Here is a 21,800-nt window from a genome sequence, read left to right as displayed (position 1 = left end):
CGGGTCAGGCACCGGGCGGGGCGTCCGCTGCCTGCTCGGGGGCGGGCGCGAGGCGGGCGAGCGCCACCAACTGCTCCGGGGTCATGTCGCGCGGGATCGGCGCGGGCGCGGGGGTGGGCAGCGGGGGCTGCCAGCCGGTGCCGGGCAGCCAGCGCCGTACGACCTTCGCGGGGGTGCCGGCCACCACGCTGCGGTCGGGCACCTCGCCGCGGACCACGGCCCCCGCGGCGACGACGACGTTCGCGCCGATGCGGGCGCCGGGCAGGATCACCGCGTTGACGCCGATCCAGGAGCCGGGGCCAATCTCCACGGGGGCGGCGCGCGGCCACTGCTCGCCGATCGGGGAGAACGGGTCGTCGTACGCGTGGTTGACCGAGGTGACGTAGACGTTGGGGGCGAACCAGCATTTGGCGCCGATGGTGACGGGCGCCACGGCGATCACATGGCTGCCGCGGCCGATGACGACGCCGTCGCCGATGCGGACGACCGGGTCGGGCCCGAGGTCGGCGGGGGACGAGAGGCCCGCGGTGAGGTGGACGCGCTCCCCGATCCGGCAGTCGGCGCCGAGGTGTATCCAGTGCTCGTTGAAGATGTCGCCCTGGGGGAACGCGAGGCGGCTCCCGGGGCCGAGCGCCCCGAACCGCAGCCGCCCGGGGTGCCGCGCGGTCACCGCGCCGGCCCGCCTGGTCAAGCGCCAGCACCCGTGGACCGCCCGCTGCGCCACCCCACGTGCCCAGCCCCAGGTCACGGTGCCACTCCCCCGGTCACGGGGCCACGCGCTCTCCTCTTCGACACGCCCTCACCGTACGCGGCGGTGTCCTGCCGGGTGCTGCGGGGTATGGCCGGGGCGCGGGGTGGCTCCGACGGGCGGAAGGGGGCCGTGGCCCCCTCGCTCACTCCCCCGCCGTGACGCTCTCCTTGGGCTCCTCGGCCTCGGCCTCCCGCTCGGCCTCCGCCCTCTTCGCCCTGCGCCGCACGAAGAGCATCGAGCCCGCGCCGATCAGCACGGCGAGGACGAGGCCGAGCCAGGAGAACCGGCTCAGCCACGCCTCGGCGACCTTGCCCACGGAGTAGATGATGGCGGTGGTGCCGCCCGCCCAGACGACGCCGCCGAGCATGTTGGCGACGAGGAACTTCCAGTACGGCATCTTCAGCACGCCCGCCAGGGGTCCCGCGAAGATCCGCAGCAGGGCGATGAAGCGGCCGAAGAAGACGGCCCACATGCCCCACTTCTTGAAGGAGCGCTCGGCCACGCCGATGTTGGACTCGCTGAAGTGCTTGGGGAACTTGGTGCCGAGCCAGGCCAGGAGGGGTCTGCCGCCCTTGCGTCCGATGGCGAATCCGATGGAGTCGCCGACCACCGCGCCCGCGCTCGCGCAGATGCCGAGCACGACGGGGTCGATGTCGCCGTTCTGCGAGGCCAGCAGGGCCGCGGCGACGAGCACGATCTCACCGGGCAGCGGAATGCCCAGGCTCTCCACGCCGATGACCGCCGCCACCAGGATGTAGACACTGACCGCGGGCACGGTCTCCAGCCAGCCCTGGACGTCCAACGTCGGTCCCCTCCATCTCACCGTGGGCGCGCCCACACACGACCGCGCCGTATGCCCCCGGGCGCCCCCGGAAAGGGTACCCGCTTCGACGGGGTGGACGCCGGGCGCGGCCCGGGGGTTGCCATGCCGGGCGTACGTCGTCAACGGTGCCCGAAAAGCCCGGTCGTGGGGCCCGGGCGCCGGGTGCCACCCGGTGCGCATGGCGACCCGGGGCGCCCCGGAGGGCACGGTTCCGCCACATATCCGGTACGGAGCTGACGAGGCCCGGTGACGAAACCGTGTCCGAGCCGCCAGTAAGCTGGCTCGCCATGTGGCCAGGAGAGCAGCCGCCCGGGGGCGAGCAGAACCCGCAGGACCAGAGTCAGAACCCCTATCAGCAGCCGGGGTACCAGCAACCGAACCCGTACCAGCAGCCTGGGTACCAGCAGCAGCCGGGTTCGTACGGCCAGCAGCCCTCCCAGCAGCAGCCCAACCCGTACGCGCAGCAGCAGGGCGCGGGGCAGCAGCCGGGCCAGCAGCAGCCCTGGCAGGCGCCGACCATGGCGATGGGCGGCGGCCAGCCGCCGCAGCAGCCCGGTGGCCCGGGGCGGGACGAGGCGAAGCGCACCAAGATCACGGCGCTGGTGGCGGCGGGGGCCGTGGTGGTCACGGCGGCCGTCACCGGCTTCCTGGTGATCCCGGACGACGACGACAAGACGGCGGCGTCCTCCGACCCCTCCGCCTCCCCCTCGGCGAGCGGTGCCACGTCGAAGCCCGACCCCAGCGCGTCGGGCGGCGGTGACGACAACCCGCGCGGCGGCAGCAGCGTGAAGCCGACCATCCCCGGCTGGAAGGTCGTGGTGAACCCGAAGTGGGGCACCGCCTTCGACGTCCCGGCGGACTGGGCGGTCAAGGACCCGGGCGTCTTCATCGGCTTCGAGGACGACCAGAAGGGCGACGGCTCCGCCCTCATCGGCATGTCCGCACCGGCGTACGCCAAGGAGAAGTGGTGCACGTCCGACTCCGACCACGACGGTCAGACGGACGACACCGCGCTGGGCGCGGCGGGCACCAAGGGCCAGAACGGCGCCAAGAACACCGATGACGTGGCGCAGAACGACTCCGCGTGGTGGGTGTTCGGCGGCTACACGGACCAGAAGGAAGCCAGCAAGAAGCTGCTGACGATCGGGAAGGCGAAGCCCTTCACCACCACGTCGGGCGTCAAGGGCAGCGTCGCCACCACGTACTCCGACGGCGTCAAGAAGACGGACAAGTGCTCGTCGGACGGGAAGGCCACCACCTTCGCGTTCAAGAACGGCGGCGGCGAGTTCGTGTCGTGGACGTTCTACGGCGCGAAGGGCGTCAAGGACGAGATCCCGGACGAGACCATCCAGAAGATCCTCAAGACGGTGCGGCTGAACGGCAAACCGGAGGAGTAGCCCCGGCCGGCACGGTCATGGCCCGTGGCAGGGTCATGACCCGTGGCACGGGGCGGGCCGGGAGCGTACGGAAGCGTGAACGGGCGCCGTACCCCGGCGGAACGGGCGGTGACGGGCACGAGGGGGCGGGGCGGCCGACAGGGTTCGGCCGTTTCTTCTCCCATGGTTCCCAGGAGCCCCGGGGGCGTGACCTGCCGGGGGGCGGCTCCGGCGCTCTCCCGCGCACGGACAATCGGACACCTGGCCGAAAGTCGCTTTTCATCGGAGCCCCGCATTGGGGATAGTCCCACAGTGCCCGCTGCCACTCCAGCCATCCGGCGTCTCCAGCGTCCCTCCTGGGCCAGCAGAAACTACACACTGCTGACCACCGCCACCTTCGTCACCAACCTCGGCAGCCAGGGGGCCCTGATCGCCTCCGCGTTCGCCGTGCTGGACGCGGGCGGTGACGGTGGCGACGTGGGTCTGGTCGCCGCGGCCCGCACGCTGCCGCTCGTGCTCTTTCTGCTCATCGGCGGCGCGGTCGCCGACCGGCTGCCGCGGCACCGGGTGATGGTCACCGCGAACGCGGTCAACTGCCTCTCGCAGGCCGCCTTCGCCGCCCTGGTGCTCGCCGGGCAGGCACAGCTCTGGCAGATGATGCTGCTCAGCGCGCTGGGCGGCACCGGGCAGGCGTTCTTCAACCCGGCGGCCGTGGGCATGCTGCTCTCCTCCGTGGAGGGCGAGCAGGCGGGCCGGGCCTTCGCGATCTACCGCATGGCGATGAACGGCGCCGGAATCGGCGGCGCCGCGCTCGGCGGCGCGATGGTCGCCGCGATCGGCCCCGGCTGGGTGCTCGTGGCGGACGCGGCGGCCTTCGCGGTCGCGGGCGCGCTGCGCTCCCTCCTCGACATCGACCGCATCGCCCCCTCGGGCGGGGGCGGCGGCATGCTCGCCGATCTCAAGGACGGCTGGCGGGAGTTCGTCTCCCGTACCTGGCTGTGGGCGATCGTCGCGCAGTTCTCCGTGGTGTGCGCGGTGGTGGGCGCCGTGGAGTCGGTGTTCGGGCCACTGGTGGCACGCGACAGCCTCGGCGGCGCCGGGCCCTGGGGGCTCGCGCTGGGCGCGTTCGGCGCGGGCACGGTCGGCGGCGCGCTGCTGATGACGCGGTGGAAGCCGCGCCGCATGCTGCTCGCGGGCTCCCTGTGTGTGTTCCCGCTGGCGATGCCGTCGGCCGCGCTCGCGCTGCCGCTGCCGATAGAGGCGCTGGTGGGCGTGATGTTCGTCAGCGGGGTGTCGATCGAGGTGTTCGGGGTGGCCTGGCTGACCGCGCTGCACCAGGAGATCCCCGAGGAGAAGTTCTCCCGGGTCTCCGCGTACGACTGGGTGGGCTCGATCGGGATGATCCCGCTGGCGACGGCGCTCGCGGGCCCGGCGGAGAGCGTGTTCGGGCGCACGCCCTCGCTGTGGGGGTGCGCGGTGCTGATCGTGTTGATGACGCTGGCGGTGCTGTTCGTGCCCGACGTACGGAACCTGGCGCGCAGGAGCCGGGACATCAGGGTGACCACGGTGGCGCGGGACGACCTCGCCGACCTCACCGGTCTCGTCACCGCCGGTCCCGCGGAGGCCGTCGCGGGCACCCGGGAGGCCGCCGGGCAGGACGCCCCGAAGGCGGCCGTCGACGCCGGGAGCGGCCCGGCGCTCCCCGAGGGCCCCGACAATGCCGTGGAGCCGGAGGACTCCGCGGACTCCCAGGACGGCGGGACCGACGAGGGCGCCGGGGCCGCGGCGGGCCCCGAGGGCGCCGCTCCCGCCGTACCGGACGACGCGCGCTCGCTCACCGCGGCCCCCGAGGGCTCGGTCAGCCGACGATAGGGCTCCGTCAGCCGACGGTGAACGTGCCGCCGGGCGGCACGGGCGACGCGGTGGCGTCGGCGTCCCCGACGGGCGCCGCGCCGCGCGCGAGGCGGCGCAGCGCCTCCCCTGTCTCGACCCGCGCGGGGAAGGGGTCCCCCGCTGCCCGGCGGGCCAGCGCGGCCAGGTTCAGCTCCCGGTCGGACGCCACGAGCACGGCGTTGCCGAAGCGCCGCCCGCGCAGCACCGCGGGCTCGGCCAGCAGCGCCAGCTCCTCGAACACGGCCCCGTAGGTCGCGAGTTGGCGGCCGAGGAAGGTGAAGGGCGCGCTGTCGGCGAGGTTCGCGAGCAGGACACCGCCGGGCCGCAGGGTGCGTGCCGCGGCGCGTACGAACTCCAGGGACGTCAGCGGCGCGGGGACCCGGGAGCCGCCGAACACGTCGGCGACGACGGCGTCCGCACTGCCCGCGGGGGCGGTCGCCAGCCACTGCCTGGCGTCCGCGGCGGTGGTCTCGACCCCGCTGCCCGGCGGCAGCGGCAGCACCTCGGCGACGAGCGCGAGCAGCGCCCGGTCGCGCTCCACCACCCGCTGGCGCGATCCTGGCCGGGTGGCGGCGGTGTAGCGGGGCAGGGTGAGCGCGCCGCCGCCGAGGTGGACGACGTCGAGTGGCCGCCCCGGCGGCGCGGCCAGGTCGAGGACGTGGCCCATCCTGCGGACGTACTCGAAGGCGAGGTGCTCCGGGTCGTCCAGGTCGACGTACGACTGCGGCGCCCCGTCGACGGTGAGGAGGTAGGCGCGCTCGCGGTCCACGTCGGGCATCAGCTTGGCGGTGCCCTGGTCCACGGCGCGGGTCACGGGTACTGGCTCTTCCACCGTGCCATTGTGCCCGCGCCCGCGGGTGCCGCCGTCCGCCCCCCTGCCGGTGGGGAGGCGGACGGCGGGCTCACGCGACCTCGGTCACGGTCCCCGCGCCGACGGTGCGCCCGCCCTCGCGGATGGCGAAGCCGAGCCCGGCTTCGAGCGGCACGTCGCGGCCGAGCCGTACGGACATGGTGACGGTGTCCCCCGGCCGTGCCACGGCACGCTCGCCGAGGTCGACGTCGCCGACGACGTCCGCGGTGCGGATGTAGAACTGCGGACGGTAGCCGGTGGCGACCGGTGTGGTCCTGCCGCCCTCGCCCGGCGCCAGCAGGTACACCCGGGCGGTGAACTCGCGGCGCGGTGTGACGCTGCCGGGCTCCGCGACGACGTGGCCGCGTCGCACCGTGTCCCTGGCGACGCCGCGCAGCAGCAGCGCCACGTTGTCCCCCGCCTGCGCCTGCTCCATGGGCTTGCCGAAGGTCTCAAGACCGGTGACGACGGTCTCGGTGTCCGCGCCGAGCACCCGCACCCGGTCCCCGACGCGCACGGTGCCGCGCTCCACGGCGCCGGTGACGACCGTGCCGCGGCCCGTGATGGTGAGCACGTTCTCCACCGGCAGCAGGAACGGCGCGTCGACGTACCGCTCGGGCAGCGGGACATGGGTGTCCACCGCGTCGAGCAGCGCCTCGACGGCGGCCACCCAGCGCGGGTCGCCCTCCAGCGCCCGCAGCCCGGAGACCCGTACCACGGGGGCGGTGTCGCCGCCGTAGCCGTGCGCGGTGAGCAGTTCGCGCACGTCGAGCTCGACGAGGTCGGCCAGGTCCGCGTCGCCGGTGTCGACGGCGTCCGCCTTGTTCAGCGCGACGACGATGTGGTCGACGCCTACCTGGCGGGCGAGCAGTACGTGCTCCGCGGTCTGCGGCATGATCCCGTCGAGCGCGGACACCACGAGGATGGCCCCGTCGAGTTGGGCGGCGCCGGTGACCATGTTCTTGATGTAGTCGGCGTGGCCCGGCATGTCGACGTGGGCGTAGTGCCTGGTGTCGGTCTCGTACTCGACGTGGGTGATGTTGATGGTGATGCCGCGGGCGGTCTCCTCGGGGGCCCGGTCGATGCGCGCGAACGGGGTGAAGGTGGCGCTGCCGCGGTCGGCGAGCACCTTGGTGATGGCGGCGGTGAGGGTCGTCTTCCCGTGGTCGACGTGGCCCATGGTGCCGATGTTGAGGTGGGGCTTGGTGCGTACGTATGCCGTCTTCGGCATGGCGGTGTCCTCGCGGGTGGTGTGCGGTCCCGGCGCGGCCGGGAGCGGGGACCCCTCGTGGTGCCGACCCTCCCCCTGCGGGGTCCGCCGGTGATTGTCCGGGAAGGGTCAGCTTCGGGCGCCGTCGTCGGCTGCCAGGAGGACCTGGACGGCAGCCTTCCGGGCATCCGCGGCTGCGGATGCTGCGAGGAGGAAGGCGAACCGGAACATGACGGGATCATCGCCGACTCCCCGCGCGGCGTCGACCGGTTTTCCGGGGCCGCGGCCGTGCGGGGAGCGGCGCGGCGGCCGGGGGGCGGTTCGGTTACGCTCCGGGGGTGCCAGACTCCGCCGTCAACGCCCCGCCCCGCCCGACCGCGCGGGTGTCGGGCTTCGCCGGGCGGGTGCTGCGGGTGCTGGTGTCGCCGTGGGCGCGGCTCGCGCTGCTGGTGGCGCTGCTCGCGGGCCTCGGCGCGTGTGTGCTGCTCTTCGAGCCGCAGCGGGTGCTGGAGTCCGGCTGGCCGCCCCGGCTGAGTGGTGCCCCCGCGGTGGCGGTGTTCGCGGCCGCGTACGGGGCGTGCACGGTGGCGTTCGCGCCGCGTCCGCTGCTGAACCTGGCGGCGGGCGCGCTGTTCGGCTCGGGTCCCGGGCTCGCCGCGGCGGTGGGTGGGACGGTGCTGGGCGCGGGGGTCGCGTTCGGGCTCGGCAGGATGCTGGGGCAGGAGGCGCTGCGCCCGCTGCTGCGCGGCAGGCTGCTGCTGGCCGCCGACGGGCAGCTCAGCAGGCACGGCTTCCGTTCGATGATGGCGATGCGGCTGTTTCCCGGGGTGCCGTTCGCCGCGGCGAACTACTGCGCCGCGGTGTCCAGGATGCGCTGGTTCCCCTTCCTGCTGGCGACGGCGGTCGGCTCGGTGCCCAACACGGCGGCGTATGTGGTGGCGGGGGCCCGCGCAGGTACACCCACCTCGCCGGTCTTCCTGGTCGCGGCGGCCCTCATCGTGCTCCCGGCAGTGGCGGGGGTGCTGGTGGCCTGGCGCAAGCGGCACCGGCTGCGGGGGCGTTGAGCCCCGGGTGCCGCCGGCCGGCCGGACGCGCGTGGCCCCGGCGGGGGCTTGGCACACCCGGCCGACCGTCGGGCACGACGGGCGCGGTAACGGTGACGACGACAGCCGCGCCTGCGGTCGCCCGGCTTTCATAGTACGGGACATGACGGGACGTCAGGTCTCTTGTACGGCCCATGGAAACATGTCCGCAACGGTCCGGCGGTGGCCGCGGTGAGCGTCGCAGGAAGGTTCGCGGGCCCGTCTAGGATCGGCACGGTGAAGGTGGTCTCGCTCGGTTTCCGTACGGATCTGATGCTGCGTGCCCTGGACGGTTCGGCCGTCGAGGACCGCGGCGGGCACCTGGTGGTGCGCACCCCGGCCAACCCCGGTTTCTGGTGGGGCAACTTCCTGCTGCTCGCCGCGCCGCCGGTGCCGGGCGACGCCGACCGCCTGGAGGCCGCCTTCGCGGCGGAGTTCCCCGGCGCCGCACATCTGGCGCTCGGTGTGGACGGGACCGAGGGGGACGCGGGCGACCCCACGGTGCGCGCGGCGCTCGGCGTCGAGGCGGAGGAGATCGCGGTCCTCACCGCGCGGCGGCCGGGCACACCCCCGCACCCGGCGCGGGACACCGTGGTCCGCCCGCTGGCGGGGGACGCCGACTGGGCCCAGGCGCTCGAACTGCACTGCTCCTGTGAGGAACCCGACACCGTCGGCTCCCGGCTCCCCTTCCTGCGCGCCCGGTACGCGTCGTACCGGCGGCTGGCCGAGTGCGGGCACGGCGAGTGGTACGGGGCGTTCACCGGGGGCAGGATGCGCTCGGGCGCGGGGGTGTTCACCGACGGCTCGGGGCTCGCCCGCTACCAGAACGTGGAAACCCACCCGGACTTCAGACGGCGGGGCCTCGCCGCGGCGGTGGTGCACCGCGCGGGCGCCGCGATGGCGGCGCGGCCCGGTGTGAGCACCCTCGTCATCGCCGCCGACCCGGGCTACCACGCCATCCGGGTCTACCGTTCGCTGGGCTTCGCCGAGACGGAGCGCCAGGTCCAGCTCATCCGCCCCGCCGACTGAGCCCCGGGACACTCCCTGGCCCCACCCGCCCCCGGTGGGCGAATCCACCGCCCGAGGGCACCTCGGCCGCAGAACATGCCGCCGGGAACAGATCCACGTTGTATTCCACCGTTCTTACCCACGGAAACATCGATGCGGCCAACATCACACAGAGGTTTCCCAAAGCCGCCTTCGGGGTCAATTCGGCAGGTCAGGGGCGGTATTCCCGGCTACGCCCGGCAATGAATCGCTGACGCAGAGGAGCGGACAGTCATATTCACCCCCTAAGCTGTACGGCATGTCCCCCATCCGTGAGACCCGTCCTTCCGCACGATCTGCCGCTGAGGTCAACGAGCAGATCCGTGCGCTGTGGCTGCGTGCCGGTGGCACGCTGTCGACGGATCAGCGACGGGAGTACGAGACCCTGGTCACCGAGTGGGCCGAGGCCGTGCGACGCGAGATCGTCGAGGCGGCCTGATCCAACGGCCCTCCCGTGAGAGCGAGGAGCACACCCGGGGGCCCGCGGTAGCGGTACCGCGGGCCCCCGGCCCCGACCGGCCGCCACCCACCGCACCGTCAACGCCCGTTCCCTCCCGGCGAATGACCAGGTGAGCGGCCCCATGCGAGGCGTCGGACCGGGTGTAGTCCCCCATCTATGCGCATAGCGCCGTACCACCGTGTGCCCGCCCGAGGTGGGTGCGACCGGGGAGGGCGGTGTGCGGGGTGGGTGTGCCGGTACGGGGTGTGTACCCGTGGGCGCGGCGGTGTTCCTGGTATCCCGGTGCGGGGCGCGGGTCCGGGGTGTCGGAGGTGCGGTCGGTGTGCCGCCCGGCCGGGGTATCCTCCGTCGTCGCACCCCGGCGCCCACCTCTCGTCACCCCTCCTCGCCCCTCCCCCCGGCGTGGGCAGGCTCGTTCGCGCCGTTCATCCTGTCGTCCTCGGCCAGGGCGTTCACCAGGCGCGTCAGGGAGTCGGCGCGCCAGTCGGCGGCTGCCACCACCTCGGGGTCGTCCGCCCACAGATACCCCCAGGGCCCGCGCCTGAGGTGGGCCGCGCGCATTCCCGCCGCCTTCGCGGGGAACACGTCCACGGCCGGGAGGTCGCCCACGTACACCGTCTCGTGCGGCGCCGACCCGGCCAGGTCGAGGACCCGCTCGAAGAACGCCGGGTCGGGCTTGGCCACCCCCAGCTCGCCCGAGGTGGTCACGGCGTCCGCCGGCAGGTCGAGACCGCGCAGCAACGCCCCGGCCCGCGCGCTCTGGTTGCCCGCCACGATCACTCGTTTGCCCATGTCGCGCAGGGCGCCGAGGGCGGGGCGCACATCCGCGTACAGATCGCTCTCGTCGAGGTACTCGCCCCGCCCCGCGCTCTCGCGCGCATGCCGGGCCGAGGCCACGTCCATGCCCGGATGGAGCAGCCGCAGGGCGTCCTCGCCCTCGCCGCCGCGGGAGACCACCACCCCCACCAGGGCGTCGAGCGTGTAGCGCGGCACACCGAGCCAGTCCGCCCACCCCGCCCAGTGGCGGTCCTCCTTGACCAGGGTCTCGGCCACGTCGAACACCACGGTCTGGATCATGGGCAACCACTCATTTCTCTGCCGGAGGGCCCCAGGGTAGGACGACGAGGTGTCAGGACAGCGGCATTTGCGGTGGCGTCGCGCCCACACCTTCCCGCTTCGGCAGCAGTGGTGTGCGACGTACGGGGTGGTCAGGCCGTGTTCTCGCCGATGGCGAGGACGATCCGCTCGCAGAGTTCATGGGTGGCGAGGGCGTCGCGCGCGCTGGGTGCGGTGCCCGCGGACACCGCGCCGAGGAAGGCGAGGACGGCCTGCTCTATGCCGCGCTGCCGGGCGACGGGGACCCAGTCGCCGCGGCGGCGGGTGGTCGGCTGCCCCTTGTGGTCGACGACGTCGGCGAGGTTGAGCACCTGCCGCTTGGAGTCGCGGCCCGCGACTTCGAGCACCTCCTCGGTGGAGCCGCTGAGCCGGTTCATCACCCCGACCGCGGTGAACCCGTCGCCGCCGAGCTGAAGCACCACGTGGTGGACGAGGCCGCCCTCGGTGCGGGCCCGTACCGTCACCTGGTCGATGGCGCCGGGCGCCAGGAAGCGGAGGGTGTCGACGACGTGGATGAAGTCGTCGAGGACCAGCAGGCGCGGCGTCTGCGGCAGCCCGACGCGGTTCTTCTGCATCAGGATCAGGTCGCGCGGCTGCTGGGCGCACTGCGCGTAGGCGGGGGCGTGGCGGCGGTTGAAGCCGACGGCAAGGCCGCTGCCGGTGCGCTCCGCCAGCTCCACGAGCCGTGTGGAGTCGGCCAGTTCGTAGGCGAGGGGCTTGTCCGTGTACGTGGGCACGCCCGCTTCGAGCAGCCGCGCCACCAGCTCGGGGTGGGCGGCGGTGGAGGCGTGCACGAAGGCGGCGTCGATGCCCGCCGCGATCAGGGACTCCAGGTCGGGGTGGCGCCTGGCGGGCGGGACGTGGTGCCGGTCGGCGACCGTCGCCAGGGTGGCGGGGGTGCGGGTGGTGAGGTGCAGTTCCACGTCGGGCAGCGCGGTGAGCACCGGCAGGTATGCCTTGACGGCGATGTCGCCGAGTCCGACGCAGCCGACCTTCACCTGAATCTCCTCACGGGGTGCTGGTGGGGTTCCGTGCCGGGGAAGCATACGGGGCCTGTGGCGGGCGCCAGTCGGCGATGCCGTCGAAGCCGCGGAGGAAGAAGGCGGGCCCGGTGCGCGACAGCAGCCACAGCGCCCCGTTGCGAAGCGCGACGGCGGGCCGCGGCCTGAGGAGCGCGAGCCGCCCTGCGGCGACGGCCTTGCGGGCCATGGCGGTGGTACGTGGCCGGCGCGCGGCGGTGTAGGCGGCGAGGGCGGAGGCGCCCGGCGGGGCGTGGTGGGCGAGCACGACGGCGTCCTCGATGGCCTGGTTGCCGCCCTGGCCGAGGGTGGGCGGCATGGCGTGCGCGGCGTCCCCGACGAGTGCGGTGCGGCCGCGGTGGTAGGCGGGCAGCGGGGTGGCGATGTGGTGGACGTCGTGGCGCAGGACGGGGCCCGCGCGGCCCGCCTCGATAAGGGCTGGCACCGGCGCGTGCCAGTCGCCGAAGCGGCGCAGCAGTTCGGCGCTCTCGCCGTCGGGCGCGGGCGCGGCCTCGGGCAGGGTGGCGGCGGCGTAGGCGTAGACGGTGCCGTCCTTGAGGGGCTGGCTGCCCCACAGCCTTCCCGGGCCCCAGGTCTCGTGGGGGGCGACCGTGGGGAACGGGGGCGGGACCATCATGCGCCAGCTCGTGAAGCCCGCGTACACGGCGCCGGGGTGGCCGGGGAAGAGGGCGGCGCGGGCCCGGGAGTGGACGCCGTCGGCCGCGACGACGAGGCCCGCCTCGATGTCGCCGTCCGCGGTGGCGACCCTGGCGGGTCCCGGGCCCCCGGGGTCGGCGAGGGTGGCCGCGGTGGCGGTGCGCACGGTGCCCTCGGGCAGCCGCGCGGCGAGCGTCCCGGCCAGGGTGGCGCGGTGCAGCAGCACCAGGGGGTCGCCGAAGCGCTCGGCGACGGCGCGTGCGTCGCTGCGGGCGAGCCAGGTGCCGCGGGGCGTGCGCAGGCCGCCCTCGCCCTGCCAGGCGGCCAGGTCGCGGATCTCGTCGCCGAGGCCCAGGGTGTCGAGGGCCCGCAGCGCGTTCGGCGCCAGCGAGATGGCGGCGCCGACCGGGGCGGTGGAGTCGGCGCGCTCCAGCACGGTGACCCGCCAGCCGCGCCGGGTGAGGGCGAGCGCGGCGGTGAGACCGCCGATACCGCCGCCGATCACCACGGCCCTGCGCTCCGCGCCGTCCTGGCCCTCGGGACCGTCCACCATGGCTCCTCCTCGCCGCTTCCACTACAGGTGTAGTACCTCTGGCGACCGTACTACACACGTAGTGGCTCCGGTAGGTTGAGGGCATGCCCAGCTCTTCTGACGCCCCTGCCTCCTCGCACGCGCCGTCCCCCCGGGCGGTCGCGGTGGCGGACGCGGCGCTGCGGCTGCTCGCCGAGCGGGGCATGCGGGGCCTGACACACCGGGCGGTCGACGAGGCGGCCGGGCTGCCGCAGGGGTCGACGTCCAACCACGCGCGCACCCGGCTGGCACTGCTTGAGGCGGCGGTGCGGCGGCTGGCCGAGCGGGAGGCGGGGGTGCTGGCGCCCGGGGAGATGGCGTCGGCGGCGGGGGGCCGCGCCGCGCTCGGGGACGCGCTGGCGCTCGCGCTGCACCGCTATCTGTCGGGCCATCGCGAACTGCTGGTGGCCCGCTATGAGTTGGCCCTCGAAGCCACCCGGAGGCCGGAGCTGCGCGGCTACTTCGACGCGGCGGGGCGCGGCTTCAGGGAGCTGCTGCGGGCCATGCTGACGGCGGCGGGCTCCCCGGCCCCCGGGCGCCATGTGCTGGCGCTCACGGCCTACTGCGACGGCCTGATGTTCTCGTGCGTGGCGGGCAGTTACCACGCGGAGGTGCCGTCCAGGGACGAGCTGCGGACCGGCTTCGGGGAACTGCTCGCCGGGCTGTTCGGGGCGGCGCCGGGGGCGGACCCCGGCGCCCGGTGACGCGCCGAGGCCGTACGCCCCCGGTCACCCTCCGGCTGTTCCGTGCCTGCGCGCGTGGCGGGCGCGTGCGGCGTCGTGGGCGACGCGCAGCAGCCGCAGCACCGTCCCGGCCGTCCGGTCGGGGTTGACGACGGCGATCCAGCCGAGCGGCCCGTACACCGGGTGGGGCAGGACGAGGTCGGCCGCGGTGTGGTCGCGGGGGCGGGCGAGGGCGCGCGGCTCCTCGCCGGTGAGGGCGCGGAACGTCGCCGGGTCCACCTGGACGTTGACGCGCCAGCGGCCGGCGGGGGCGAGGGCGGAGGCGGTGTCGCCCGGCAGGTCCCCGGTGACGACGGTCCCGTAGGGCTGGGCGTTGGCGGGCGGGCGGCCGTCGGGGGCGTAGTAGAAGAACGCGTCGCCCCATGCCGCCTCGGGGGCGTCGCCGCCCGGCTCCGACACGCGCACGAACGCGCCGTCGAAACCCCGCACGGCCGCGACGATCTGCTCCATGACCACACTGCTTCTGGCACTCTTGGCTTCGCTCATGGTTCGAGCATGACCTTCAAGTGCTGCTGTGGGGTTGGCCGGTGGACGAGGACACGGGCGGTGCGCGGCGGGCGCCGCTGAGGACGGCGGACGTGGCCCGGGAGTCCGGGTACTCGCTCCAGCAGGTACGGGACCTGGAGCGGCTGGGCGTCATCCCTCCGGCCGCCCGGTCGGGCAACGGTTACCGCGCCTACACGCCCGTCCATGTGCACGCCCTGCGAGCCTACCGGGGGCTCGCGGGCGCCGTCGGGCCCGTCGCGGCCCGGCACACCCTCGCGGAGTTGCGCGGCGGACCGCTCGCGGCGGCGGCAGCGGCGGTCAACGCGGCGCACGTCCTGCTGGCGCGGGAGCGGGAGGAGGCGCTGCGGGCGCGGGAGGCGCTGCGGGCGGTCGAGGCCGAGGCGGGGGCGCGCGAGTTCGAGCACGGGGGCGACGCCATGACGATCACGCAGCTCGCCCAGGCGCTCGGCGTGCGGCCCTCGACCCTGAGGTTCTGGGAGCAGGAAGGGCTGCTCGCGCCCGAGCGCGTGACGTCGCTGCGGGCGCGCCGCTACGGCCTCGCGGCGATCAGGGCGGCCCGGGTGGTGGCGGCGCTGCGCGGCGCCGGATACGGCATCCCCGCGGTCCGCGGCGTCGTGGACGCGCTGTCCGGTCTTGAGGGCCGCGGGGAGGCACGGCGCATCCTCGACCGGCGGCTCGACCAGATCGCGCTGCGTACCGTGGCACTGCTGCGGGCGGGCGCGGACCTGGCGGCGGTCGTCACGGCCGCAGGGGAGCCGTCCCGGGACGCCTGAACCACGACAACGGCGACATCCGTCCCGCCCCCCGATGCACTCCCACCCGGGAATTTCACTCCTGTGGGTGACATCGGGCCGATCTGATTCTCACACCGGGCGGGAGGCGGCAGAGTAGGCGGGTGCAGCGAACTCCCTCCACCGTGGCCGCCGTACTCGTGACGGCCGTGTCGGCCCTGGCCGCCGTCTCCGGCTGCTCGGGAAGCGCATCCCGGCACCCGGCCCCGTCTGCCCCGCACGCGTCCCGTCAGGCCGCCTCCGCGCCGGACGCCAGCAGCGCGCCGCGGATGCAGCGCGGGCCCGCGCAGGAGGCGCTTCAGCGCATGGGCGCGGGCGAGACCCCCACCGGCTCCCCCTCCCGGCAGGCCCCGCCGGGTACCGGCAGGCCCGACCCGGGCCCCACGACTAAGCGGCCCAGGAGCACGCCGTCGGCGACGCCCGGGAGCGGCGCTCCCTCGTCGGCGCAGGATCTGTGCGCGCTGGCGCGGAAGTACGGGGGCTGGCGGCACGGCAGCTCCGAGTCCCGCATCTGCGACGAGACGTACGGCCACGGCGGGAACTGACCCCGGCCGCCCGCCGCCCGGCTCATTCGCCCGGCCGCGGGTCCCCCAGGCGCTCCCCCATGCGGTCGGCGGCGGCCCTGATGCCGTCGCCGTAGCTGTCGTCGGCGAGCGCGCCGATCGTGGCGCGCACCCGGTGCAGATGGCTGCGCGCGGCCTCGTGGCGGCCCAGCTTCTCGTAGTCCGCCGCCAGATTGAGGTGCAGGGAAGGGTAGAAGGCGCGGACCGCGAGCGAGGCGTGGTGGGCCGCGAGCCTGTCGTCGGTCAGCTCCTCGGCCGCGGACAGGGCGCGCAGGTCCCAGGCGAGTTCGTCGCCGGGGTCGTCCTGGGCGTCGGCCATGAAGTGCGCCAGGGTGCAGCGGTGCAGCGGGTCGCCGTGCTCGCCGATCTCGGACCAGAGGGCGAGGAAGCGGTCCCTCGCCTCCTCGCGGTCCCCACCGTGGTGCAGCATGATCACCTGGCCGATCCTGGCCATCATGGGGTCGTCCGTCGCCTCGTCCTGCCGCTCCGTCATCGCGTCCTCCCTTCGTCCTGTGTCCCGCACGGCCGCGCGCGGGCGCGGCCCGGGCGGCCCGCCCGCCCGACGGTCGACGCTAGCCGCCCGCACCGACAATGCCGGTGAGGCGCGCTCCCCCGGGCAGCCGGGCGGCGGGGGTCAGCCGAGGTCGGGGATGCGCCAGTCGACGGGGGTGTGGCCCTGGTCGGCGACCGCCTTGTCGATCTGGGTGAAGGGCCGCGAGCCGAAGAACTTCTTCGCGGACAGCGGCGAGGGGTGCGCGCCCTTCACCACGACATGGCGGCCGGTGTCGATGAGCGGGAGCTTCTTCTGCGCGTAGTTGCCCCAGAGCACGAACACCGCCGGGTCGGGGCGGCGGTCCACGGCGCTGATCACGGCGTCGGTGAACTTCTCCCAGCCCTGGCCCTTGTGGGAGTTGGCCTCGCCCGCGCGGACCGTGAGGACCGCGTTGAGCAGGAGGACGCCCTGCCGGGCCCAGGGCATCAGATAGCCGTTGTCGGGGACGGGGTGGCCCAGCTCCGCGTGCAGCTCCTTGTAGATGTTGCGCAGCGACGGCGGGGTCTTCACGCCGGGGCGCACCGAGAAGCACAGCCCGTGGCCCTGTCCCTCGCCGTGGTACGGGTCCTGGCCGAGCACCAGCACCTTCACACGGTCGTACGGGGTCGCCTCAAGGGCGGCGAAGACCTCGTCGCGGGGCGGGTAGACGGGACCCTTCGCGCGCTCCTCCTCGACGAACTCGGTGAGCCGGGCGAAGTACGGCTTCTGAAGCTCCTCGCCCAGGACGCCGCGCCAGGACTCGGGCAGCATGGCGGTGTCGGTCACGTCAACATCCTCCGGAATACGCTCTTCTGACGGCCGCCGTGGAGCGCGACCGCCGCAACACCGAAGAACCTACCGGGCGGCACTGACAACGCGCCCCGCACGGGGCGGCGCTCAGCTCACCCCGGCGTTGAGCACCAGGCCGCCGTCGATCAGCAGGGTCTGGCCGGTGATCCAGTCGGCCTGCTCCGAGGTGAGGAAGGCGGCGGCGCCGCCGATGTCGACGGGGGTGCCGAGCCGGCCCAGCGGGTACGCGGCGGCGGCCTCCTCCTCGCGCCCCTCGAAGAGGCTCTGTGCGAAGCGGGTCTTCACGACGGCGGGCGCGATGGCGTTGACCCGGGCCACAGGCGCGAACTCATGGGCCAGTTGCAGGGTGAGGTTGACCATGGCGGCCTTGCTCATGCCGTAGGCGCCGATGCCCGGCGAGGCGTGCACGCCCGCGATGGAGGCGATGTTCACGATGGCGCCGCCGTGGTCGCGCTGCCAGGCGGCCCAGGTGAGCTGGGCGAAGCCGAGCGCGGAGAGCACGTTGGTCTCGTACACCTTGCGGACCACGTCGAGGTCGAGGTCGGCGAGCCCGCCGAAGACGGGGTTGGTCCCGGCGTTGTTCACCAAATAGTCGACGCGGCCGAACGCCTCCATGGTGCGCTCCACCGCCGCCTCCCGGTGCCGCGCGTCGTGGGCCTTGCCCGCCACCGCGATGGCGCGGTCCTCGCCGAGCCTGGCCACGGCCTCGCGCAGGGCCTCCTCGCCGCGGCCGGTGATGCAGACCCGGTCGCCGCGCGCCACCAGCGCCTCCGCCACACCGAAGCCGATGCCCCTGCTCGCCCCGCTGATCAGCGCCACCCGGCCGCTGTCCTGCACTGTCATTCGCCTGCCTTGTCGTCCGGGCCCCCTCGGGCCGCCTTGTCCCGGGCCGGTCGGGCCCGCCGCGGGTGCCGGCGCGTGGCCGACGCCCGCGGGTCAGTCGAGGGGCCCGCCCGCCACGTACAGCACCTGCCCGGAGACGAATCCGGAGGCGTCGTCGGTGAAGAAGGCGATGGCGCCCGCCACGTCCTCGGGCTCGCCGACGCGGCGCACCGGGATCTGTCCCGCGGCGGCCGTCTTGAACTCCTCGAAGCCCATGCCGACCCGGTCGGCGGTGGCCTTGGTCATGTCGGTGGCGATGAACCCGGGCGCGACCGCGTTGGCGGTGACGCCGAACTTGCCGAGTTCCACCGCGAGGGTCTTGGTGAAGCCCTGCATCCCGGCCTTGGCGGCGGAGTAGTTGACCTGGCCGCGGTTGCCGAGGGCGGAGGAGGAAGAGAGGTTGACGATGCGGCCCCAGCCCGCGTCGACCATGTGCTTCTGTGTGGCGCGGGACATCAGGAAGGCGCCGCGCAGGTGCACCCCGAGGACGGTGTCCCAGTCGGTGGTGCTCATCTTGAACAGCAGGTTGTCGCGGAGCACGCCCGCGTTGTTCACGAGGATGACGGGCGCGCCGAGTTCGTCCGCGACGCGGGCGACGGCGGCCTGGGCCGCGGCCTCGTCGGAGACGTCGCAGCCCACGGCGGTGGCCGTGCCGCCCGCCTCCCTGATCCGTCCCACAGTGTCGGCGCAGGCGTCCTCGTCGAGGTCGAGCACCGCGACGGCGCGGCCCTGGGCGGCCAGCCGTACGGCGGTCGCGGCGCCGATGCCGCGCGCGGCCCCCGTGACGATCGCGACCCGCTGATCAGTGGTGGGCATTGCGTTTCTCCTTGCCTCGACACGCCGTGACACCGGCCTCTGACTGTGCCGAGCGGCCCGCCCGGACAGTGAGCGACCGCTTAGTACCTTCGGCAGACGTGACGCTAGAAGTCCGGGCACCCGGTGTCAACGGCCCGCCGCCGGTCCCGGTCCTTTTCGCTCCGCGCGGGGCTCCGGAATGTGCCGTACCTCACCGCACCAGCAGTTCGAGCAGCCGTTCCAGGTCGGCCGCGGGGTCCGCGGTGAGTCCGGTGTGCACGGGGCCCGGCTGGACGACGGTGGAGCGGGGGGCGATCAGCCAGCGGAAGCGGCGGCCGGGGTCGTCCCGGCCCGCCTGCCCGGCCGCGGCGCCGCCCGCGCAGACCCGTTCCGCGGCGGCGAGCGCGGCCCGCACGCCGGTGACGTCGGCGTCCGGGTCGAGGGCGGTCAGCCGTGCCGCGTCGAGGTGGGTGCGGGCGGCCACGTAGTCGTGGGCCCGGCAGTACAGGACGACGCCCGCGTTGATCCGTTCGCCGCGCTCGATCCTCGGGACCACCCGCAGCAGCGCGTACTCGAACACGTCGCGTGTCCCTCGCGCGCTCATGCCCCGGCCTCCCGTCCGGTCGCCGCCCAGCCCGCGGGGCCCGGCGGCTCGGCCTCCGGCAGGCCGGTGACGAGCCGGTCGACGGGGGTGCCCGCGCGGGCCAGGAGTGCGCGGGTGTACGCGGTCCGTACCTCGTCGGGGTTTGCGAAGCCGGGTTCCCCGGCGAGCCAGGCGTCGGGCACCTCGGCGGCGGCCCGCGCGAGCAGGTCGGGGGTGACCAGGGGCGCCAGTTCGGCCGCGGCCTCGGCGACGGCGGGCGCGAACGCGGCGAGTGCGTGGTCGGAGGCGTCGTGGGGGCGGGCGGCAGCGGCTTCGGCGCCGCGCCAGTTGTGGTGCCAGATCATGGTGGCGCCGTGGTCGATGAGCCACAGCCGCCCCTGCCAGACCAGCATGTTGGGGTTGCGCCAGGAGCGGTCCACGTTGCCGGTGACGGCGTCGAACCAGACCACGCGGCCCGCCTCCGCCTGGTCCACGGTGTACGCGAGCGGGTCGAAGCCGAGGGCGCCCGAGAGGTGGGCCACGCCGAGGTTGGTGCCGCCGCTGCGCCGCAGCAGGTCCTGCACCTCCTCGTCCGGCTCCCCGAGGCCGAGTACGGGGTCGACGTCCACGGTGACCAGCCGCGGCACCCGCAGCCCGAGGCCCCGGGCGAGCGCGGCGCAGATCACCTCGGCCACGAGTGTCTTGCGGCCCTGTCCCGCGCCGGTGAACTTGGTGACGTAGAGCCCGAGGTCGTCGGCCTCGACGAGGCCGGGCAGCGAGCCGCCCTCACGGAGCGGCTCGACATAGCGGGTGGCGGTGACCTCCCTCAGCATCCCCCGGAGCCCCCTCGCCGCTCCCACGCCCGGCACATACGGCCCGCACACCCCTCACGGCCCGTACGCTGCGTACGTCCCTCGCGTCCCGCACGTTCCAAGGTCTGCTCCAACGCGTCGCGGCCCGGGGAAACCGGCCTCCGGTATGAGGTAGGCATAGTAACCAGGCGTGACAGCGGGGAGGCGGGGGCGGCCGTGCGGTCTCACCCGGCGTTCTCGGGGGTCTTGGGCCTGCTCCTGATCAGGAACAGGATGACCAGCAGCGAGCACACCACGAAGAGGCCGCCCGCCGCGAAGGCGCTCTGGATGCCCTCGGTGAAGGCGTGCCGCGCCTGCGTCTCGGGCGAGGCGCCGGCGGGGCCGTGGGCGTTGCCGCTCGCGGTGCCGAAGACGGTGACCAGGATGGCGAGTCCGAGGGCCGCGCCGAGCTGCATCATCGTCTGGAGCACTCCGGAGGCGGAGCCCGAGTCCTTCGGGGGGACGGCGGCCAGCACGGTGGCGCTCATCGGCATGTAGCTGAGCCCGATGCCGATGCCGGTGAGGATCAGCGGCCCGAGGACCCCCGAGGCGTAGCCGCTGTCGCCGCCAAGGCGGGTGAACCAGAGGGAGGCGCAGCCGACGAGCACCGCGCCCGCCGCCATCAGCCGCTTGGCGCCGAACTTGCGCAGCAGCTTCGGCGCCTGGGACGCGGTGGCGAAGGTGCCGAGCGTCATCGGCAGGAACGCGAGGCCCGCTTCGAGCGAGCCGAAGCCGAGCACGTCCTGCACGAACTGGGTGAGGAAGAAGAAGGTGCCCAGCATGAAGCCGGTGAGCAGCAGGATGTTCAGGTACGCGCCCGACCTGCTGCGGTCGGTGAAGAGCCACAGCGGCATGATCGGCGCCCCGGCCCTGGTCTCGGTCCACAGGAAGCCGGCGAGCAGCACGCCCGCGGCGAGGAACGAGCCGATCGTCAGGCTGTCGCCCCAGCCCGCGGTGGGCACCCGGATGAAGGCGTAGACCAGGCCGACCATGCCCGCGGTCGCGGTGACCGTGCCGACGATGTCGAGGCGGGCCCTGTGGCGCTCGGGCTCGCGCAGGAACCGCGGCGCGGCCAGCACGGCGAGGACGCCGAGGGGGACGTTGACGAACAGGGTGAGCCGCCAGGAGACGTCGGTGAGCAGGCCGCCGAGGATGAGGCCGAGCGAGCCGCCCGCGCCCGCCGTGGCGGAGTAGACGCTGAGGGCGCGGTGCCGCGCGGGGCCCTCCTCGAAGCTGCTGGCGATCAGCGCCAGTGTGCTCGGCGCGATCAGGGCGGCGCCGACGCCCTGGAGGGCGCGCGCGGCCACGAGCAGGGTCGCCGTGCCCGCGAGGCCGCCGAGCAGGGAGGCGAGGGTGAAGACGGCGGTGCCGGCCATCAGGGCGCGGCGGCGGCCCATCATGTCGCCGAGGCGTCCGCCGAAGAGCAGCAGGCCGCCGAAGGCCATCGTGTAGGCGTTGATGACCCAGGACAGGCTCGTGGACGAGAAGCCGAGGTCGCTCTGGAGGTCGGGCAGCGCGATGGTGACCACCGTCGAGTCCAGCGTGATCATCAGGTAGCAGACGCCGATGATGGCCAGGGTGACGGCAGGGTGGTGGGTCGCGGAGTCCGCGGCGCTCCGCACCGGTTTCTCGACGTTCTGGCCGGGGACCGTGTTCTCGGTCATGGGACTCCGTGGGAATTCGGCTCGCTGGCGGTGGTGGGCCTGCCGGAGGCGCCGCCGGGGCGGTGGGCGTCCGGCAGCGGGGCGTCACACGAAACGGGGACAGTCCCCGCCTGACACCGAAACAATAGGGGACCGTCCCCGCTTTGCTCAAGAAGGAATTGTCCGCGCAGGTCAGCGCCGTGTCCGGGGGCGCCTATGATCGGGGGCAGCGGCATACGAGCGGC

23 protein-coding genes are annotated in these 21,800 nt (G+C 74.3%); 8 read left to right on the top strand and 15 right to left on the bottom strand.

Features of this window, described 5'->3' with window-relative positions; translation table 11 throughout:
• Window positions 1-4: 4 nt before the first annotated feature.
• Window positions 5-748 (bottom strand): acyltransferase, encoded by a 744-nt coding sequence (locus tag ACIBIW_RS07580; protein ID WP_399333048.1) that lies wholly within the window; start codon window positions 746-748, stop codon window positions 5-7.
• Window positions 749-893: 145 nt separating this feature from the next.
• A complete protein-coding gene (locus tag ACIBIW_RS07575; RefSeq protein ID WP_399333046.1) occupies window positions 894-1,553 on the bottom strand; it encodes a DedA family protein in 660 nt (219 codons plus the stop codon).
• Window positions 1,554-1,861: 308 nt separating this feature from the next.
• On the opposite strand from ACIBIW_RS07575, the gene ACIBIW_RS07570 reads away from it, so the two are divergent.
• Entirely contained in the window at window positions 1,862-2,971 is a 1,110-nt protein-coding gene (locus tag ACIBIW_RS07570) for a hypothetical protein (RefSeq protein WP_399333044.1), read from the top strand.
• A 273-nt stretch (window positions 2,972-3,244) separates the two neighbouring features.
• On the top strand, window positions 3,245-4,822 hold the full coding sequence (locus ACIBIW_RS07565; protein WP_399333989.1) for an MFS transporter: 1,578 nt from the start codon (window positions 3,245-3,247) through the stop codon (window positions 4,820-4,822).
• A gap of 7 nt (window positions 4,823-4,829) precedes the next feature.
• Here ACIBIW_RS07565 and ACIBIW_RS07560 read toward each other — a convergent pair whose 3' ends face one another.
• Both ACIBIW_RS07560 and tuf read right to left on the bottom strand, forming a co-directional pair.
• Window positions 4,830-5,675, bottom strand: a complete 846-nt coding sequence (locus ACIBIW_RS07560) for a spermidine synthase (RefSeq protein ID WP_399333042.1) — start codon at window positions 5,673-5,675, stop codon at window positions 4,830-4,832.
• 70 nt (window positions 5,676-5,745) lie between these two features.
• Window positions 5,746-6,924, bottom strand: coding sequence for an elongation factor Tu (gene tuf / locus ACIBIW_RS07555; RefSeq protein ID WP_399333040.1), 1,179 nt, complete (start codon window positions 6,922-6,924; stop codon window positions 5,746-5,748).
• A 317-nt stretch (window positions 6,925-7,241) separates the two neighbouring features.
• Between tuf and ACIBIW_RS07550 the strand changes: the two genes are divergently transcribed.
• The 3 genes from ACIBIW_RS07550 to ACIBIW_RS07540 all read left to right on the top strand — a co-directional run bounded on the left by ACIBIW_RS07550 (window position 7,242) and on the right by ACIBIW_RS07540 (window position 9,471).
• The gene (locus ACIBIW_RS07550; protein ID WP_399333038.1) at window positions 7,242-7,967 is read left to right on the top strand and encodes a TVP38/TMEM64 family protein; all 726 of its coding nucleotides are present in this window, start codon (window positions 7,242-7,244) and stop codon (window positions 7,965-7,967) included.
• 210 nt (window positions 7,968-8,177) lie between these two features.
• Window positions 8,178-9,014: a GNAT family N-acetyltransferase gene (locus ACIBIW_RS07545; RefSeq protein ID WP_399333036.1), complete on the top strand. Its 837-nt coding sequence runs from the start codon at window positions 8,178-8,180 to the stop codon at window positions 9,012-9,014.
• Window positions 9,015-9,291: 277 nt separating this feature from the next.
• Window positions 9,292-9,471, top strand: coding sequence for a hypothetical protein (locus tag ACIBIW_RS07540; protein WP_399333034.1), 180 nt, complete (start codon window positions 9,292-9,294; stop codon window positions 9,469-9,471).
• A 396-nt stretch (window positions 9,472-9,867) separates the two neighbouring features.
• Here the strand turns inward: ACIBIW_RS07540 and ACIBIW_RS07535 are convergent, their stop codons facing one another.
• The 3 genes from ACIBIW_RS07535 to ACIBIW_RS07525 all read right to left on the bottom strand — a co-directional run bounded on the left by ACIBIW_RS07535 (window position 9,868) and on the right by ACIBIW_RS07525 (window position 12,837).
• Window positions 9,868-10,569 carry an HAD family hydrolase gene (locus ACIBIW_RS07535; RefSeq protein ID WP_399333032.1) on the bottom strand — a complete coding sequence of 234 codons (702 nt, stop codon included), beginning with the start codon at window positions 10,567-10,569 and terminating at the stop codon, window positions 9,868-9,870.
• 131 nt (window positions 10,570-10,700) lie between these two features.
• Window positions 10,701-11,606: a Gfo/Idh/MocA family protein gene (locus tag ACIBIW_RS07530; protein WP_399333030.1), complete on the bottom strand. Its 906-nt coding sequence runs from the start codon at window positions 11,604-11,606 to the stop codon at window positions 10,701-10,703.
• A gap of 10 nt (window positions 11,607-11,616) precedes the next feature.
• Window positions 11,617-12,837: an FAD-dependent oxidoreductase gene (locus ACIBIW_RS07525; RefSeq protein WP_399333028.1), complete on the bottom strand. Its 1,221-nt coding sequence runs from the start codon at window positions 12,835-12,837 to the stop codon at window positions 11,617-11,619.
• A gap of 83 nt (window positions 12,838-12,920) precedes the next feature.
• Here ACIBIW_RS07525 and ACIBIW_RS07520 point away from each other — a divergent pair, with 83 nt between their 5' ends.
• On the top strand, window positions 12,921-13,559 hold the full coding sequence (locus tag ACIBIW_RS07520; protein ID WP_399333026.1) for a TetR/AcrR family transcriptional regulator: 639 nt from the start codon (window positions 12,921-12,923) through the stop codon (window positions 13,557-13,559).
• A 24-nt stretch (window positions 13,560-13,583) separates the two neighbouring features.
• On the opposite strand, the gene ACIBIW_RS07515 is transcribed toward ACIBIW_RS07520, so the two are convergent.
• On the bottom strand, window positions 13,584-14,048 hold the full coding sequence (locus ACIBIW_RS07515) for a DUF6194 family protein (protein ID WP_399333987.1): 465 nt from the start codon (window positions 14,046-14,048) through the stop codon (window positions 13,584-13,586).
• 77 nt (window positions 14,049-14,125) lie between these two features.
• Between ACIBIW_RS07515 and ACIBIW_RS07510 the strand changes: the two genes are divergently transcribed.
• Together ACIBIW_RS07510 and ACIBIW_RS07505 are read left to right on the top strand one after the other, a co-directional pair.
• On the top strand, window positions 14,126-14,878 hold the full coding sequence (locus ACIBIW_RS07510) for a MerR family transcriptional regulator (RefSeq protein ID WP_399333024.1): 753 nt from the start codon (window positions 14,126-14,128) through the stop codon (window positions 14,876-14,878).
• Between the two features lie 122 nt (window positions 14,879-15,000).
• Complete coding sequence (locus ACIBIW_RS07505) at window positions 15,001-15,441, top strand: hypothetical protein (RefSeq protein WP_399333022.1); 441 nt, start codon at window positions 15,001-15,003, stop codon at window positions 15,439-15,441.
• A 22-nt stretch (window positions 15,442-15,463) separates the two neighbouring features.
• Here ACIBIW_RS07505 and ACIBIW_RS07500 read toward each other — a convergent pair whose 3' ends face one another.
• From ACIBIW_RS07500 to ACIBIW_RS07470, 7 genes are all read right to left on the bottom strand, one after another.
• Entirely contained in the window at window positions 15,464-15,952 is a 489-nt protein-coding gene (locus ACIBIW_RS07500) for a hypothetical protein (RefSeq protein ID WP_399333020.1), read from the bottom strand.
• A 141-nt stretch (window positions 15,953-16,093) separates the two neighbouring features.
• Window positions 16,094-16,777, bottom strand: coding sequence for a uracil-DNA glycosylase (gene ung / locus ACIBIW_RS07495; RefSeq protein WP_399333018.1), 684 nt, complete (start codon window positions 16,775-16,777; stop codon window positions 16,094-16,096).
• A 111-nt stretch (window positions 16,778-16,888) separates the two neighbouring features.
• Window positions 16,889-17,644, bottom strand: a complete 756-nt coding sequence (locus ACIBIW_RS07490; RefSeq protein ID WP_399333016.1) for an SDR family oxidoreductase — start codon at window positions 17,642-17,644, stop codon at window positions 16,889-16,891.
• Between the two features lie 93 nt (window positions 17,645-17,737).
• Entirely contained in the window at window positions 17,738-18,499 is a 762-nt protein-coding gene (gene fabG, locus ACIBIW_RS07485; protein ID WP_399333013.1) for a 3-oxoacyl-ACP reductase FabG, read from the bottom strand.
• 190 nt (window positions 18,500-18,689) lie between these two features.
• On the bottom strand, window positions 18,690-19,082 hold the full coding sequence (locus ACIBIW_RS07480; RefSeq protein ID WP_399333011.1) for a DUF3037 domain-containing protein: 393 nt from the start codon (window positions 19,080-19,082) through the stop codon (window positions 18,690-18,692).
• Window positions 19,079-19,894, bottom strand: coding sequence for a HipA family kinase (locus ACIBIW_RS07475; protein WP_399333009.1), 816 nt, complete (start codon window positions 19,892-19,894; stop codon window positions 19,079-19,081). The genes ACIBIW_RS07480 and ACIBIW_RS07475 overlap by 4 nt, the downstream gene beginning before the upstream one ends.
• Before the next feature lie 203 nt (window positions 19,895-20,097).
• Entirely contained in the window at window positions 20,098-21,576 is a 1,479-nt protein-coding gene (locus ACIBIW_RS07470) for an MFS transporter (protein ID WP_399333007.1), read from the bottom strand.
• Window positions 21,577-21,800 lie beyond the last annotated feature (224 nt).

Origin of the sequence: Streptomyces sp. NPDC050560 (assembly GCF_044457285.1) — a bacterium.
In the GTDB taxonomy this organism is placed as follows: domain Bacteria; phylum Actinomycetota; class Actinomycetes; order Streptomycetales; family Streptomycetaceae; genus Streptomyces.
Note: the sequence above shows the minus strand (reverse complement) of the source record. Positions and strands in the feature narration are given on the sequence as shown.

What these genes read in the sequence shown, in the direction of transcription:
- ACIBIW_RS07570 (WP_399333044.1), top strand. Translation starts at nt 1,862, where the DNA reads ATGTGGCCAGGAGAGCAGCCGCCCGGGGGCGAGCAGAACCCGCAGGAC.
- tuf (WP_399333040.1), bottom strand. Translation starts at nt 6,924, where the DNA reads ATGCCGAAGACGGCATACGTACGCACCAAGCCCCACCTCAACATCGGC.
- ACIBIW_RS07540 (WP_399333034.1), top strand. Translation starts at nt 9,292, where the DNA reads ATGTCCCCCATCCGTGAGACCCGTCCTTCCGCACGATCTGCCGCTGAG.
- ACIBIW_RS07535 (WP_399333032.1), bottom strand. Translation starts at nt 10,569, where the DNA reads ATGATCCAGACCGTGGTGTTCGACGTGGCCGAGACCCTGGTCAAGGAG.
- ACIBIW_RS07525 (WP_399333028.1), bottom strand. Translation starts at nt 12,837, where the DNA reads ATGGTGGACGGTCCCGAGGGCCAGGACGGCGCGGAGCGCAGGGCCGTG.
- ACIBIW_RS07520 (WP_399333026.1), top strand. Translation starts at nt 12,921, where the DNA reads ATGCCCAGCTCTTCTGACGCCCCTGCCTCCTCGCACGCGCCGTCCCCC.
- ACIBIW_RS07515 (WP_399333987.1), bottom strand. Translation starts at nt 14,048, where the DNA reads ATGGAGCAGATCGTCGCGGCCGTGCGGGGTTTCGACGGCGCGTTCGTG.
- ACIBIW_RS07500 (WP_399333020.1), bottom strand. Translation starts at nt 15,952, where the DNA reads ATGACGGAGCGGCAGGACGAGGCGACGGACGACCCCATGATGGCCAGG.
- ACIBIW_RS07490 (WP_399333016.1), bottom strand. Translation starts at nt 17,644, where the DNA reads ATGACAGTGCAGGACAGCGGCCGGGTGGCGCTGATCAGCGGGGCGAGC.
- fabG (WP_399333013.1), bottom strand. Translation starts at nt 18,499, where the DNA reads ATGCCCACCACTGATCAGCGGGTCGCGATCGTCACGGGGGCCGCGCGC.
- ACIBIW_RS07480 (WP_399333011.1), bottom strand. Translation starts at nt 19,082, where the DNA reads ATGAGCGCGCGAGGGACACGCGACGTGTTCGAGTACGCGCTGCTGCGG.
- ACIBIW_RS07475 (WP_399333009.1), bottom strand. Translation starts at nt 19,894, where the DNA reads ATGCTGAGGGAGGTCACCGCCACCCGCTATGTCGAGCCGCTCCGTGAG.
- ACIBIW_RS07470 (WP_399333007.1), bottom strand. Translation starts at nt 21,576, where the DNA reads ATGACCGAGAACACGGTCCCCGGCCAGAACGTCGAGAAACCGGTGCGG.